The sequence below is a fragment of the Nocardia sp. NPDC051570 genome (assembly GCF_044454005.1).
Lineage (GTDB): Bacteria > Actinomycetota > Actinomycetes > Mycobacteriales > Mycobacteriaceae > Nocardia.
On the sequence record NZ_JBITDI010000023.1, the window covers coordinates 95449 to 109216 of the forward strand.

Genomic DNA, 13768 nt, shown 5'->3' on the forward strand with positions numbered 1-13768 from the left:
CTGGCTACACACATGCGAAAAGACCATCCGGTGTCGAGACGGACACGAGACGGTGACAAAGCTCTGTCCATCCTGCCCTACGACCGGCGCGAACCGTTACCCGGCCCCCGCCGAATCGACGCCTCGAGCTCGATCCGTCCGCAACTGTCCCGGCAAGCTCACCGCGCGCTCACAGGATTCTCTGGAGTAGGTCGGGCTGAATTATGGTCGTGACTACATCACTTGTCGACACTCCCACGATTCCGCCGCTGCCCGCGACGTCTCCGACCGCCGATCGTAGCGGCCGGATCGCCGAACGCGTCGGCCTGATCGCGCTGCTGACCGCCACGGCCGTGATGTATCTATGGAACATCACCATCAACGGGATGGGTAACCAGTTCTACGCCGGTGCGGCGTGGGCGGGTTCGAAGAGCTGGGAGGCCCTGCTCTTCGGATCGCTGGATACCGGGAACTTCATCACCGTCGACAAGCCACCGGTGTCGCAGTGGGTGATGGGCCTGTCCGGCCGGATCTTCGGATTCTCCAGCGCGAGCATGCTGATCCCGCAGGCGCTGATGGCGGTGGCCGCGGTCGCGCTGCTCTACGGCGCGGTCCGGCGGATCACCGGCAACCACAACGCGGCGCTGCTGGCCGGTGGTGCGCTGGCGCTGACCCCGGTGGCGGCGTTGATGTTCCGATTCAACAATCCGGACGCGGTCATGGTCCTGCTGATGATGGCGGGCGCCTATGCGACCGTGCGGGCGCTCGAACGGGCGTCGACGAAATGGATCCTGCTGGCCGGGGCGGCGCTGGGTTTCGCGTTCCTGGCGAAGATGCTCGAGGGTCTGATGGTGCTGCCCGCGCTGGGGCTGGCCTATCTGATCGCCGCGCCGAACCCGATCCGCACCAGGATCATCCAGCTGTTCGGGGCGCTGGTCGCCATGCTCGCCGCCAGCGGCTGGTACGTGTTCGTGACGCTGCTGTGGCCCGCTTCCAGCAGGCCCTATCTGGCGGGTTCGACGGATAACAACTTCATGAATCTGGTGTTGGGCTACAACGGATTCGCGCGTGTGCTCGGCCGCAATCATGGCGGCGGGGCACCGCACGCCGCCACGCCCGCCGCGCCTGCGGCCGCCACGCCGATGCCCGCGGGCGGCCACGGCGGTGGGTTCGGCGGGTTCGGCGGTCAGGTCCGGGGCGTCGAGCGGCTGTTCAGCGGCGAATTCGGTTATGAGATCGGCTGGTTGCTGCCCGCCGCGCTGCTGGCGATGGTGCTGGTGCTGGTATCGCGGGGACGCGCGCCGCGCACCGACATGATGCGGGCGGCGGCGATCGTCTTCGGCGGCTGGATCGTCGTCGACGGCGGCGTGCTGAGCTATATGAACGGCATGGTGCACCCGTACTACTGCCTGTCGATCGCACCGGCGGTCGCCGGCATGTTCGCGATCGGCGTCTGGGAGATGTGGACCAAGCGGCACACCATCTTCGGCCGCCTCGGCATGGCGGCGCTGGTGGCGACCACCGGCGTGTGGAGCTTCGTGCTGCTGCACCGCAACAGCGGTTGGCATCCCGAATTGCGCTGGGCGATTCTGGTGGTGACGATCGTCGTGGCGATCGCGCTGGCGCTGCCGTGGCACGGCCGGATCGATCGACGGGTGGCCGCGGCGATGGTGACGATCGGGATGCTCGCCAGCCTCTCGGGTGCGGCGGCCTACACGGTCACCACTATCGGCACCGCGCATTCGGGCGGCGGTCCCACGGTGGGACCGGCACAGGCCGGAAACCGCGGCGGCCTCGGCGGATTCGGCCAGACACAGTCCAATCCGCAACTGGCGGCGATGCTCTCGGCAACCGATTCGACCTGGGCGGCGGCCATCAACGGTTCCTCCGCGGCGGCCGGGCTGGAGCTGCAGAGCGATAAGGCGGTCATGGCGATCGGCGGATTCTCCGGCAGCGATCCGACCCCGACACTGGCGCAGTTCCAACAGGATGTGAAGGCGGGCAAGGTCGGGTACTACATCGTCGAGAGCGGCGGTCGCGGCGGCGGCGCGGGAGCGACCGCATCCGGCACCGGCCGGGGCGGCGATCAGCACGGTGGCGGCGGCACGGCGCGCGGCAACGGCACTGGTCAAGGCGCTACCCCCGGCAACAGCACCGGCCAGGGCGCTACCCCCGGCAACAGCACCGGCCAGGGCGCTACCCCCGGCAAGGGCACGGACCCGGGCGCCTTCCCCGGTACCGGCGGCGGCTGGGGCCGAAACCAGCACGCGGACATCACCAACTGGGTGACGGCCACGTTCACACCGCAGCAGGTCGGCAATGCCACGGTGTACAAGCTGTCCGGCTACACCGGGTAGCGGAATATGCGAAAGGGCCCCGCACACAATGAATTCGTGTGCGGGGCCCTTCCGATGTATCAGGCGCCGATCAGGCCTGGCCGACCTCGAAGCGAGCGAAGCGGGACACGGTCACACCGGCCTCGTCCAGCAGCTGCTTGACGGTCTTCTTGCTGTCGGTGACCGACGACTGCTCCAGCAGGACGACGTCCTTGTAGAAGCCGTTGACGCGACCCTCGACGATCTTCGGCAGCGCGGCCTCCGGCTTGCCCTCTTCGCGGGCGGTCGCCTCGGCGATGGTGCGCTCCTTCTCGACCACGTCGGCCGGGACCTCGTCACGGGTGACGTAACGGGCCTTCAGCGCGGCGATCTGCATGGCGGCGGCGCGGGCGACCTCGGCCGCCTTATCGCCCTCACCCTGGTACTCGACCAGCACGCCGACGGCCGGCGGCAGGTCCGAGGACCGCTTGTGCAGGTAGGTCGCGACCGGGCCGGTGAAGGACACGACGCGACGCAGTTCCAGCTTCTCGCCGATACGAGCGGCCAGCTCCTGCACGGCCTGCTCGGCGGTCTTGCCGTTGACGTCGACCGCCTTCAGCGCGTCCAGATCCGCCGGGCGGGCCTTGGCCGCGGCCTCGGCGATATCGCCGGCGAGGTTCTGGAACTCGTCGTTCTTGGCGACGAAGTCGGTCTCGGAGTTGATCTCGAACATGACGCCGTCCGATGCGGCGACCAGACCCTCGGCGGTCGCACGCTCGGCGCGCTTGCCGACGTCCTTGGCGCCCTTGATGCGCAGGATCTCGACGGCCTTGTCGAAGTCGCCGTCGGTCTCCTCCAGCGCCTTCTTGCAATCCATCATGCCGGAGCCGGTGAGCTCGCGAAGCCGCTTCACGTCGGCGGCAGTGTAGTTCGCCATCCTGGCGAGCCTCCTCGAATGTTGGTCTCTAGGTCTCTAGCACCACCATGCCGACCGCTTCCGAACAGGAAGGGCCGGCACAGTGAACAAACGTCCGCGGGCTGCGGTAGCAGCGTCAGGGCCGAAGGCGGCAGCTTGCGTAACCACGTAGGCCCCGCTGCCGCCATCGGACACTGCTCAGCTCTCGGCCGCGGCCGGCTCCTCGGCGGGCGCCGCGACGACCTCGGCGGGCACCTCGACAGCCTCGGCGGGCACCTCGACAGCCTCGACGACCTCGGCGGGCGCCTCGGCGTTCGGGCTGGCCTGAGCGAGCAGCTCCTGCTCCCACTCGGCGAGCGGCTCGCCGGCGCCGGCCTCGGGCTTGGCATCGCCGGTCGCACGCGCGGCACGGGCCTGCACGCCCTCAGCCACGGCGGAGGCCACGACCTTGGTCAGCAGCGCGGCCGAGCGGATGGCGTCGTCGTTACCCGGGATCGGGTAGTCGACCAGGTCCGGATCGCAGTTGGTGTCGAGGATCGCGACGACCGGGATGTTCAGCTTGCGGGCCTCGCCGACGGCGATGTGCTCCTTGTTGGTGTCGACCACCCAGATGGCCGAGGGCACCTTGGCCATATCGCGGATACCGCCGAGGGTGCGCTCCAGCTTGTTCTTCTCACGCGTGAGCATGAGGATTTCCTTCTTGGTGCGACCCTCGAAACCGCCGGTCTGCTCCATCGACTCCAGCTCCTTCAGGCGCTGCAGCCGCTTGTGGACGGTCGAGAAGTTGGTGAGCATGCCACCCAGCCAACGCTGGTTGACATACGGCATGCCGACGCGGGTCGCCTCGGCCGCGATGGCCTCCTGCGCCTGCTTCTTGGTGCCGACGAAGAGCACCGTGCCACCGTGGGCCACGGTCTCCTTGACGAACTCGTAGGCCTTATCGATGTAGGTCAGCGTCTGCTGCAGATCGATGATGTAGATGCCGTTGCGGTCGGTGAAGATGAACCGCTTCATCTTCGGGTTCCACCGGCGGGTCTGATGACCGAAATGCGCGCCGCTGTCGAGCAGCTGCTTCATAGTTACGACAGCCATGGCTCCGTAACAACCTTTCGTTGCTGGTTGACGCAGGAATCGGCGATTCCTGCCCTGGCGCCCGGGGAAGTCGGACCCGATTCGGCACTAGCTCGAAACGATCGGGACCAGCCGACGACCCACAGTTGCGGGCGCGCGAAGTCGATCCGGTGATGAGCGGACCGCGGGACCAGTTTACGGGCCAGGGCCGCCGGAACCTAAACGGGGTGGTCGCTCCCGGTTCAACCCCTATTCACACCGGCAATAGTTGGTCAATCGTCCAGAAGATATGTCAGCCTCCGCACCCATGCCCCACCGTGGAGGAATGCGCGCACTGACTCCGGGCGTTCGCTGGGCCGCCGTCGTGGCCGCGACCGTCGCACTCGCGTTCGGAACGACCGTGACCGAACCCGCATCGGCCGATCCGGCGCCGATCTCCCGCCTGACCGTCCGGGGCTCGTCGTTCGTCGACGAATACGGACGGGTGGTGCTGCTGCACGGGGTGAACAACGTCGACAAGGACGCGCCCTATGTGACGCCCGGCGATGGCCTCACGGTGACCGCCCGCGATGCGGAGCTGCTCGCGAGGCACGGCTTCACCGCGGTCCGGCTCGGCGTCGAATTCGCCGGACTCATGCCCGAGCGCGGGCATATAGACCACGATTACATCGAGCGCCTGGCGCGGACGGTGGACGCGCTCGGACGGGCGGGCATTCATGTGCTATTGGACGATCATCAGGATTCGATGAGCGCCGTCTTCGGCAGCAACGGCTTCCCGGCCTGGGCCGTCGACCCGAAACCCTTTCCGGGCGAACCGAATCCGGGCTGGCCGCTGAACAGCGCGACGATGCTGTCGCTGAATCTGGCCTGGACGAACTTCTGGAACAACTCCGGGGGCGTGACCGATCGGCTCGGCGACGCCCTGTCGGCGCTGGCCGCCCGACTGCGCGGCAATCCCGCGGTACTCGGCTACGAGGTGCTCAACGAGCCGTGGCCGGGGGTGGCCTATCCCACCTGTATTCCGTTGGGCTGCCCCAAGTTCGACGCGCAGTATCAAGGCGTGCACGAACGGCTGACGCGCCGCATCCGCGAGGGTGATCCGGCGGCGACGGTGCTGTGGGAGCCGAATGTGCTGTGGAACGAGACGATTCCGACCCATATCGCTGAACCGCCGCTCACCCCCGCCCTCACCGATCCGTCGATCGTGTTCTCCTTCCACGACTACTGCACGTTCAACGAGGCGGCGATCTATCTCGGCCTGCCGCCCGAGCTGATCGGCCTGTGCGATGTGCAGCACGATCGCACCTGGTCCAACTACGAGGCCGTCGCCGCGCGCACCGGAATCCCCGCCCTGGTCACCGAATTCGGCGGCGACGCCCGAGCCGATACCGCCGCCCGCACCCTCGACCGGGCCGACCGCCACCTCGTCGGCTGGATGTGGTGGCATTACAACAGCATCGACGGCCCCACGGCCCATCCGGACCCGTTCACCGGCGACCTGGGCCGACAACTGGTGCGCACCTATCCTCGCGCCACCGCCGGAACCCCACTGTCGCTGACCTTCGACGCGAAGACGGGCGAGACCCACTATCGCTATCGCCCCGAAAAGCGTGCCGCCCCAACCGAAATCATCACCTCGGACCTGCACTATCCCCACGGATACACCGTCGACGTGCGGGGCGGACGAGTCACATCGGCATCCGGCAGCCGGGTGATCACCATCGCGGCGGCGGCCGATGCGCAGGTCGTGGAGGTGACGGTCACAGCGCGCGGGTGACGGCCTCTCGGTGGGTGATATCGAGAGACGGAACGTGAACACACTCTGTTCACAACCGTCGAGTTATCCACACTCGCCGAAGACGCCATACCCGCGAGCTCCCCGCACGAGCAGGCTGACGGTATGCGCTGGCCCATCCTCATCCTGCTGACCTGGCTCGCCCTTCCGATCGTGCTGCCCGCCCCCGCGGCGGAGGCCGCACCGGTCGGCCGATTCGATTGGCCGCTGCATCCCCGCCCGCCGGTGCTGCGCCGATTCGACAAACCCGCCCACGACTGGCTGCCGGGCCATCGCGGCGTCGATCTCGGCGGCGCCGCAGGCCAATCCGTACTCGCCGCGGGCGACGGTATCGCGGCCTTCGCCGCCGAGGTGGCCGGTAAACCGGTCGTCTCCATCGACCATCCCGGCGGCCTGCGCACCACCTACGAACCGGTGCGCGCGACCGTCCTCGCGGGCCGCCGGGTCCTGCGCGGCGAGGTGGTGGGCACCCTCGAGCCCGGCCACCCGTCCTGCCCCGACGTCTGCCTGCACTGGGGGCTACGCCGCGACCACGACTACCTCGACCCGCTCGGCCTCCTCCACACCGCCCCACTGCGACTCAAACCACTGGAGAACTCACTCACCCGACCACGATTGGATTCGAACCGATGACATCCGACACCCTTGTACCCATCCACCATTCGGCGACGTCGATCGGATTCCCACTGCGGCCCAACGACTCTCGCGAATCACCCGACCGGCCGGTGGGACCCTGTTACTTTCCGTTGTGGACCAACCATTCTCACGAGTCACCCGAGCCGCCAGCGAGCCCCTACCGCTCTCCGCTACGAACCGAACACTCTCGCGTATCGCCACAGCAGCCAGTGGGGCCCTACCGATTTCCGCTTCGGGCCGACGACTCTCACGAATCACCCGAGCAGTCGGCGGGCCCCCATCGTTTTCTGCTGTGGGCCAACGACTCTCACGGATCAGCCGAGCGGCCCGCGAGGCCCTGCCGTGATTGCGGAATCGAGGCTCTCGCCGACAAGCCGTGGGCGTGGCCGGCCGACTATCGGCGTGGGTCAGCGGGCGGCGGAGCCGACGGATTCGCGCTCGGCGAGATCGCGCTTCCAATCGCGGAAGCCCTCTTCCGTGCGGCCGCGGCGCCAGTAGCCGGAGATGGAGGCGAATTCCGCCGGGACCCCGCGCTCCTTGCGGATGTAGGGACGCAGCTCGTGCATCACCGCCTGCGCCTCGCCGTGGATGAAGACGTGCACCCGCCCGTCGCGCCAGGGCTCAGCGCGCACCGCGGCGGCCAGCGCCTCTCCCTGCGCGCCGGCGCCGCGATGGATCCAGCTGAGCTCCACGCCAGCGGGACGCTCAACGGTCAATTCGTCCGCGGGACCGGCGATCTCGACGAAGACCCGGCCGACGGCATCCGCAGGCAGGGCGGCACAGGCGGCGGCGATGGCGGGCAGTGCCGACTCGTCACCGGCGAGCAGATGCCAGTCGGCCTCGGAGCTGGGGGCATAGGCGCCGCCCGGACCGAACAGGTCGATCGTGTCGCCCGGGCGTGCGCCGGCGGCCCACGGCCCGGCGACGCCCTCGTCGCCGTGGTAGACGAAGTCGATCGCGATCTCCTCGGCCTCGGCATCGATCGAGCGGACCGTATAGGTGCGCGTCACCTCACCGCCGGACTCGGGAAACAGCAGCTTGACGTAGGCATCGGTGAAACCGTTGGGCTGGAAGGCCGCGAAACCGGGGCCGCCCAGCCGGACCCGGATCAGATGATCGCTCAGGCGTTCGGTGCCACGGACCACAAAGCTGTGTCGGGTGCGAGCCAAGGAAAACACCTCCACAATTAGGGTTACCTAAGCGATCCTAGCAAGAAGTATCGACGATAGCTCGGGATATATCCAGTTACTTCGCATCTCCGAACGCAGCAGGATGGAGCCATGTCCGAACAGCCGGAGTCGCCCTTCTCCTATGCAGAAGTCGGCGCCACCGCTCATCAATTCCCGCCCGGCTACCACCATTTCCGCGTGCGCCGACGTCTCGGCACCGGCCGCGCCCTGTTCGAATCGGCCGCCACGCAGATCCTGACATACCGAATGCAGCAGGGCACCGGCATCTTTCGCGGCGCCGACACGCCCACCGCCGCCCCGGGCACCCACCTGACGGTGCGACTCGCCCTCGGCCCGTTGGGCGTCACCGCACCCTGCCGCATCGTCTACGTCGTGGACGAACCCGACCGCCGCGGCTTCGCCTACGGCACCCTCCCCGGCCATCCGGAGATCGGCGAGGAGCTGTTCCTGGTCGAATACGACCCCTCCGACGATTCGGTCCACGGCGTGGTGGCCGCCTTCTCCCGCCCCGGCACCTGGTACACCCGCTTAGGCGGCCCGGTGGTCCGCCTGATCCAACACTGGTTCGCGAGGAGGTACATCGCCACGATCCGCCCCACCTGAGGCACGGCCGGGAAGGTATGAACCGTGCCCGGCGGCCGAACCGCCAGGACGAACGGCTCCAGTTTCCGTCGCGGATGCCATTACCCGGTCCGGCCACGAGTCGTCTGGGCGGACGCCTCCGGGAGTTCGACAATCCGACCGTGGATCGGTCCGCGCGGACATCTCGGGAAGTTCGACGATCCGGCCACGGATCGGTCCGCACGGAGACCTCCGGAAGTCCAACGCCCCAGCCGCAAATCGGTCCGCACGGAGACCTCCGGAAATCCAACGCCCCAGCCACAAATCGGTCCACGCGAAGACCTCCAGAAGTTCGGCAATCCGGCCGCGGTCATCCATGTGGAGACCCTCCGGACGTTGGACGATGCGGCCCGAACGAAATCCCTTGCAGGGCATGATCTACCACCGACACCGCGGCATCGACTCGCGCGATGCGAGTGAAACCGCATGGGGGACAAAGGAGTACTGCAGGCGACGATTCAGCAGATCAGCCAGACGATCGTCACCGCCGAGAGGGATCTCTCGGATCCACAGCGCACGGCCGACCATACGATCGACGACATCAGGATCCGACGAGCGGACGCGCCAACGCGGGCTTCGTTTCCGACTTATCCGGATGAACGACCGTCCGCGCGGCAGCCCGTCAGTTCGCCGACAGGTGAGCGATCAGAGCCGCGGCCTCGGCGCGCAGCTGGTCGGCCCGGTCCGCACGGCCCAGTGAATCGTATTCCTTTGCGACCGTGACCCTTTCGTCCGCCTCGGCGCGGACGATCCGCTCGATATCGGATTCGGTGAGCTCACGGCGGCGGGCCTCGGCCACGCCCAGGCCGACAGCACTGGTCTCGATCGCACCGGCGTTGACCTCGGCGGCGTCGACGGCCTCGGCGTTATCGATCGCTCCCAGCGCGGAACGCAGTGCAGCAGCGGCCACACGGTCCCGCCTCTTCATGGCGACAGACAGCGCGGCGCGCAGCCGCGCACGCAGCGGAAGCGATTCCGTCAGCTCGGTCATGATCAAGACGGTACGTGCCGAACGGCACAAGGGCGACTCATTTCCGCGGTATCGGTTTCCGGCTGCCCTGAGACGTAGCGGCCGAACGCTCGCTCCATGCGGACCGACCGCAAGGATCGCCCCGGGCGGTTCAGGCGCGTCGACTCCAGCCGGAACATACAGCAGCCGGACCCCGCTCCGCGCGGACCGACCGAGGATCGGCGCGAGCAGTTCAGGCGCGAGCTCGACTCATCTCCGCAGCATCGGCTCCAACCGGAACAGATGGCGGCCGCACGCTCGCTGCACGCAGACCGACCGACGATCGGCACGAGCAGTTCAGATGCGGGCTCGACCCATTTCCGAGCGCATCGGCTCCAACCGGAACACACGACAGCCGCACCCCCGCTTCACACAGACCGACCGACGACCAGCGCGAGTAGTTCAGGCGCAAGCTCGACCCATTTCCACAGCATCGACTTCAACCGGAACATACGGCAGCCGGACCCTTGCTCCGCGCGGGCCAGCTGGGATCGACGTAGGCGGTTCAGGCGCGGGGATGCGCCTGCTCGTGGGCCTTCTTGAGCCGTTCGATCGACACGTGGGTGTAGAGCTGAGTCGTGGCCATGCTGGCATGGCCGAGGATCTCCTGCACGATGCGCAGGTCCGCGCCGCCTTCGAGCAGATGGGTGGCGGCGGTGTGCCGCAGGCCGTGCGGGCCCATATCGGGAGCGCCCGGAATCGCCGAAATCACCTCGTGCACCACCGTTCTGGCCTGCCGCTGATCCAGCCGGCGGCCTCGTCGGCCCAGCAGTAGCGCCCGTCCCGATTCGGGGTTCACCAGCAGCGGGCGACCATAGCGCAGCCACATCTCCAGGGACTGGTCGGCGGGAATCCCGAACGGCACCGACCGTTCCTTGTTGCCCTTACCCAGCACCCGCACCTGCCGCCGCTCCCGATCGACATCGTCGATATCCAGTCCGCACAGCTCACTCACCCGAATTCCGGTGGCGTACAACATCTCCACGATCAGCCGATCCCGCAACGCCATCGGATCATGCTGGGCTGCACCGGATTCCGCCGCCGCCATGGCCTCGCGCGCCTGCTCACGTCCCAGCACCGCGGGCAGTGTGCGATGTGCCCGAGCCGATCCCAGCCGCGAGCCGGGATCCACCGCGAGCCGCCCGGTGCGGGTGAGCCATGCGGTGAAGGTCCGGGCCGCGGAAGCCCGCCGCGCCATCGTCGTGCGCGCCACACCACTCGCGGACTGCTTGGCCAGCCACGATCTCAGCAGCGCGACATCGATCTCCCCCACCCCGGAATCCGCCGCCCGCGCATACAGATGCAGCAGCAGCGACCGGGCATCGCCGAGATAGGCGCGCACGGTATGCGCCGATCGATTCCGCCCGAGCCGCAGATGCCGCCCGTACTCCTCCAGCAGCGCCACCAGGTCCTCGGGCAACTCGTCCATACCCTCCACGGTCACCGACCAGCCACACCCAGGCAAGTCCCCGCGCCGAACGAATCCTGGTTCATCCCATCACGTTGCGCCCGACCGGGTATTCACCGACCGTGCGAGCTGATGGGTCAGCAGGACACCGAGTTGATCGGTGACCTGGTCGAGCGGAAGCAGCGAGCGGCTCGCGATAGCCAGAACAACGCCGCCCTCGATCGCGGCGATACCCAGCGTGGCCGTGGCTTCCGCGGTGGCGGGGTCGAGGCCCTCGGCCTCGAGTTGGACGGTGATCTCCCGCTGCCAGTCGGCGAAGGTTTCGGCGGCGATCGCGGGGGCGGTCGGCACCTCCGCGCCGCCGAGAGCGGCGGCCACGACCGGGCAGCCCGCCTGAAAATCGGAGGCCACCAGGATGTCTCGCCACATCTGCATGAAGGCGCCCAGTCGAGCGAGCGAGCCCTCCCGATCGTCGACGGCCGAGATCGCCTCCGTGACCACTTTCCCCGCAGTGCGTGCGGCCTCCTCGACCAACTCCTGTTTGCCGCCGGGGAAGTTCTGATAGATCGACCGACGCGCTGTCCTGCTGCGTTCGACGAGCTCGGTCATCCCGGTCCCGGCGACGCCCTTACGGCGAATGAGGTCGATCGCGCCCGCGATGAGCCGATCGCGCGGCCGAGCGGTCATCTCGCACTCCTTCCCTCGGTCGGTCACCCGTTGCGGTAGAACGATCGTGCTACTAGCGTGCAAACGAGTGTTACTTCAAGTTACGTCAACTTTGCCAGAAATGAGTACCACCGTGAGCACATCCGATACCCGGACCTCGAACGATTTCGACGCCATCGTGGACGGCTCCGGGATGGGTAGCATGGTCGCCGCCGTATATCTCGCCGCTGGCGGTAAACGCACCCTGGTCCTCGAGTCCTATGACGTGATCGGCGGCAGCACCCGTGTATTCCGCCGCGCGGGCAAATGGGAGTTCGACGTGGGCGTGCACTATCTGGGCGACTGTGGGCCCGCCGGGCAGATCCCCCGCATTCTGCGCGGTGTGGGCCTGGACAAGAGGATCGAATTCCTGCCGCTGGATCGCGACGGGTTCGACACCATCGTCTTTCCCGATCCGACCCTGAAGATCCCGGTTGGCTGGGACAACTACCAGGCCAACCTCATCGAGGCCTTTCCCGAGGAGGAACGCCGGATCCGCAGGTAGTCGGCATTCTGCGCCGCATCGGCGGCAGCATCGACCATTCCCGCACGCCCGCTTCGCTTTTCGGCAATGCCCGCTTCCTGGTCGAGGCCGGTACCGCCGCACTGTGGGCGATGCGGCCGCTGACGCATCTGCTGAACGCACACGGGCTGAGCCCGCGCTTGAAGGTGGCGCTCGCGGTCCAGTACGGCACCTATGCCAGTCCGCCGCATCGGACGCCGGTGATGGTGCACGCGTCATGCTGCAGAACTTCCTCAGCGACGGCGCCTGGTTCCCCAAGGGCGGCGGCCAGGTGCACTCGGCACGGCTCGGCGAGGTGGTCGTCGCGGACGGTGGGCAGATCCGCACCCGTGCCACGGTCCGGCGCATCCGGGTCGAGAACAAGCGGGTCACCGGTGTCGAATTGGCCGACGGCACCCGACTGCGTGCGCCGGTCGTGGTCTCCAATGCCGATATCAAGAAGACCTACCTGGAGTTGGTCGGCCGCGAACATCTGCGCGGCCTGACGACCCTGCGGGTGAAGCGGTTCCGGATGTCGCAGCCGTTCTTCCAACTGCTATCTCGGCGTGGACATCGACCTGAGCGAGCGCATCCCCAACACCAACTTCTACTCGGCGCCGACCTCCGAGGACGTCACGTCACTGTTCGAGGATCTGGCCGAGAACAGGCACGGCCGGACGATCGACGAACGCCTCGAACAGGCCCGCGGACGTCTACCCGCCTACGTCAGCGTGACCACCATCAAGGATCCGGACAACCCGCGCGGCGCGCCCGCCGGATGCTCGGTACTCGAGGTCATGACGCTGCTGTCCTCCGACCCCGAATTCTGCGGCCTGCGCGCCTGGCCGGAGCCCGGGGACGACAGCTACCGCACCGATCCCGAATACGTGCGCCGCAAAGAAGCCTTCACCAACATCATGATTCAGCGTGTCGCCGAGGTCATTCCGGGCATCGAGAAGCACATCGTCTGGCGCGAGGCCGCCACCCCACTGACCCACCACCGCTACACCCGTTCCACCGACGGCACTCCCTACGGACTGGAACTGTCCATCACCCAATTCAGCCCCCTACGCCCCGGAGGCCGCACCGAAATCGAGGGCCTGTACCTCTGCGGCGCCTCCCTCGCCTGGGGCCCCGCTGTCGAGGGCGCAATGCTCTCCGGCCTACACGCCGCCGCAGCGGCCCTCAACCGCGACCTGGACCGCGAAATCCGTTCCGGCACAGTACTAGGCGACGCCCACGACCAATCCACATCCACCGCCGACTGGGATCCACTATCCGCCGCCAAAGCAGTCGCGACCCGAACCCGACGTTCCCCCGCGCCACTCCCGACCCCACACACCACCGCGACCTTCGACCACGAAATCTCTTCTGGCACAGCGCTCGGGCACGCGCACGACCGCTCCGACGAACCAACTGGCCGAAGGCCCGCTAGCTGCATGAGGCCATGACATTGGTTACGCCAGCCGGGAACCGATCCCCGTATCGACCAACTCGAGCGTCAACAACATCCTGACCCTCAACAACTAGTACTCCAGCCGGACTTCGTTGGTGACGGCAGCGCTGGTGGACGGGGCTGCTGGTAGCAGGGCGGCCACCGCGTGATCATGTCGTGTTTGTG

13 protein-coding genes are annotated in these 13768 nt (G+C 67.5%); 6 read left to right on the forward strand and 7 right to left on the reverse strand.

From position 1 onward, the window contains the following. Positions 1–203: 203 nt before the first annotated feature. Positions 204–2336, forward strand: a complete 2133-nt coding sequence (locus ACIA76_RS38360; RefSeq protein ID WP_397159520.1) for an ArnT family glycosyltransferase — start codon at positions 204–206, stop codon at positions 2334–2336. 70 nt (positions 2337–2406) lie between these two features. Here the strand turns inward: ACIA76_RS38360 and tsf are convergent, their stop codons facing one another. Both tsf and rpsB read right to left on the reverse strand, forming a co-directional pair. Further along, entirely contained in the window at positions 2407–3231 is an 825-nt protein-coding gene (tsf, locus tag ACIA76_RS38365) for a translation elongation factor Ts (protein WP_397159522.1), read from the reverse strand. 177 nt (positions 3232–3408) lie between these two features. Beyond that, positions 3409–4302, reverse strand: a complete 894-nt coding sequence (rpsB, locus tag ACIA76_RS38370) for a 30S ribosomal protein S2 (RefSeq protein ID WP_397159524.1) — start codon at positions 4300–4302, stop codon at positions 3409–3411. 304 nt (positions 4303–4606) lie between these two features. On the opposite strand from rpsB, the gene ACIA76_RS38375 reads away from it, so the two are divergent. After that, positions 4607–6058: a cellulase family glycosylhydrolase gene (locus ACIA76_RS38375; protein WP_397159526.1), complete on the forward strand. Its 1452-nt coding sequence runs from the start codon at positions 4607–4609 to the stop codon at positions 6056–6058. A 123-nt stretch (positions 6059–6181) separates the two neighbouring features. Further along, positions 6182–6709 (forward strand): M23 family metallopeptidase, encoded by a 528-nt coding sequence (locus ACIA76_RS38380; RefSeq protein ID WP_397159528.1) that lies wholly within the window; start codon positions 6182–6184, stop codon positions 6707–6709. Between the two features lie 410 nt (positions 6710–7119). Here the strand turns inward: ACIA76_RS38380 and ACIA76_RS38385 are convergent, their stop codons facing one another. Continuing rightward, positions 7120–7881, reverse strand: a complete 762-nt coding sequence (locus ACIA76_RS38385; RefSeq protein ID WP_397159530.1) for a siderophore-interacting protein — start codon at positions 7879–7881, stop codon at positions 7120–7122. Positions 7882–7992: 111 nt separating this feature from the next. Here ACIA76_RS38385 and ACIA76_RS38390 point away from each other — a divergent pair, with 111 nt between their 5' ends. Further along, positions 7993–8505, forward strand: coding sequence for a DUF1990 family protein (locus tag ACIA76_RS38390; RefSeq protein ID WP_397159532.1), 513 nt, complete (start codon positions 7993–7995; stop codon positions 8503–8505). Between the two features lie 640 nt (positions 8506–9145). Here ACIA76_RS38390 and ACIA76_RS38395 read toward each other — a convergent pair. From ACIA76_RS38395 to ACIA76_RS38405, 3 genes are all read right to left on the reverse strand, one after another. After that, a complete protein-coding gene (locus tag ACIA76_RS38395) occupies positions 9146–9514 on the reverse strand; it encodes a hypothetical protein (RefSeq protein ID WP_397159534.1) in 369 nt (122 codons plus the stop codon). Positions 9515–10037: 523 nt separating this feature from the next. Further along, complete coding sequence (locus tag ACIA76_RS38400; protein ID WP_397159553.1) at positions 10038–10961, reverse strand: tyrosine recombinase XerC; 924 nt, start codon at positions 10959–10961, stop codon at positions 10038–10040. Between the two features lie 69 nt (positions 10962–11030). Then, the gene (locus ACIA76_RS38405; protein WP_397159536.1) at positions 11031–11627 is read right to left on the reverse strand and encodes a TetR/AcrR family transcriptional regulator; all 597 of its coding nucleotides are present in this window, start codon (positions 11625–11627) and stop codon (positions 11031–11033) included. Between the two features lie 112 nt (positions 11628–11739). Here ACIA76_RS38405 and ACIA76_RS38410 point away from each other — a divergent pair, with 112 nt between their 5' ends. Further along, the gene (locus ACIA76_RS38410; RefSeq protein WP_397159538.1) at positions 11740–12150 is read left to right on the forward strand and encodes a phytoene desaturase family protein; all 411 of its coding nucleotides are present in this window, start codon (positions 11740–11742) and stop codon (positions 12148–12150) included. A 190-nt stretch (positions 12151–12340) separates the two neighbouring features. Here the strand turns inward: ACIA76_RS38410 and ACIA76_RS38415 are convergent, their stop codons facing one another. After that, complete coding sequence (locus ACIA76_RS38415) at positions 12341–12700, reverse strand: hypothetical protein (protein WP_397159539.1); 360 nt, start codon at positions 12698–12700, stop codon at positions 12341–12343. A gap of 13 nt (positions 12701–12713) precedes the next feature. Here ACIA76_RS38415 and ACIA76_RS38420 point away from each other — a divergent pair, with 13 nt between their 5' ends. Next, a complete protein-coding gene (locus ACIA76_RS38420; protein ID WP_397159541.1) occupies positions 12714–13598 on the forward strand; it encodes a phytoene desaturase family protein in 885 nt (294 codons plus the stop codon). Positions 13599–13768: the final 170 nt, after the last annotated feature.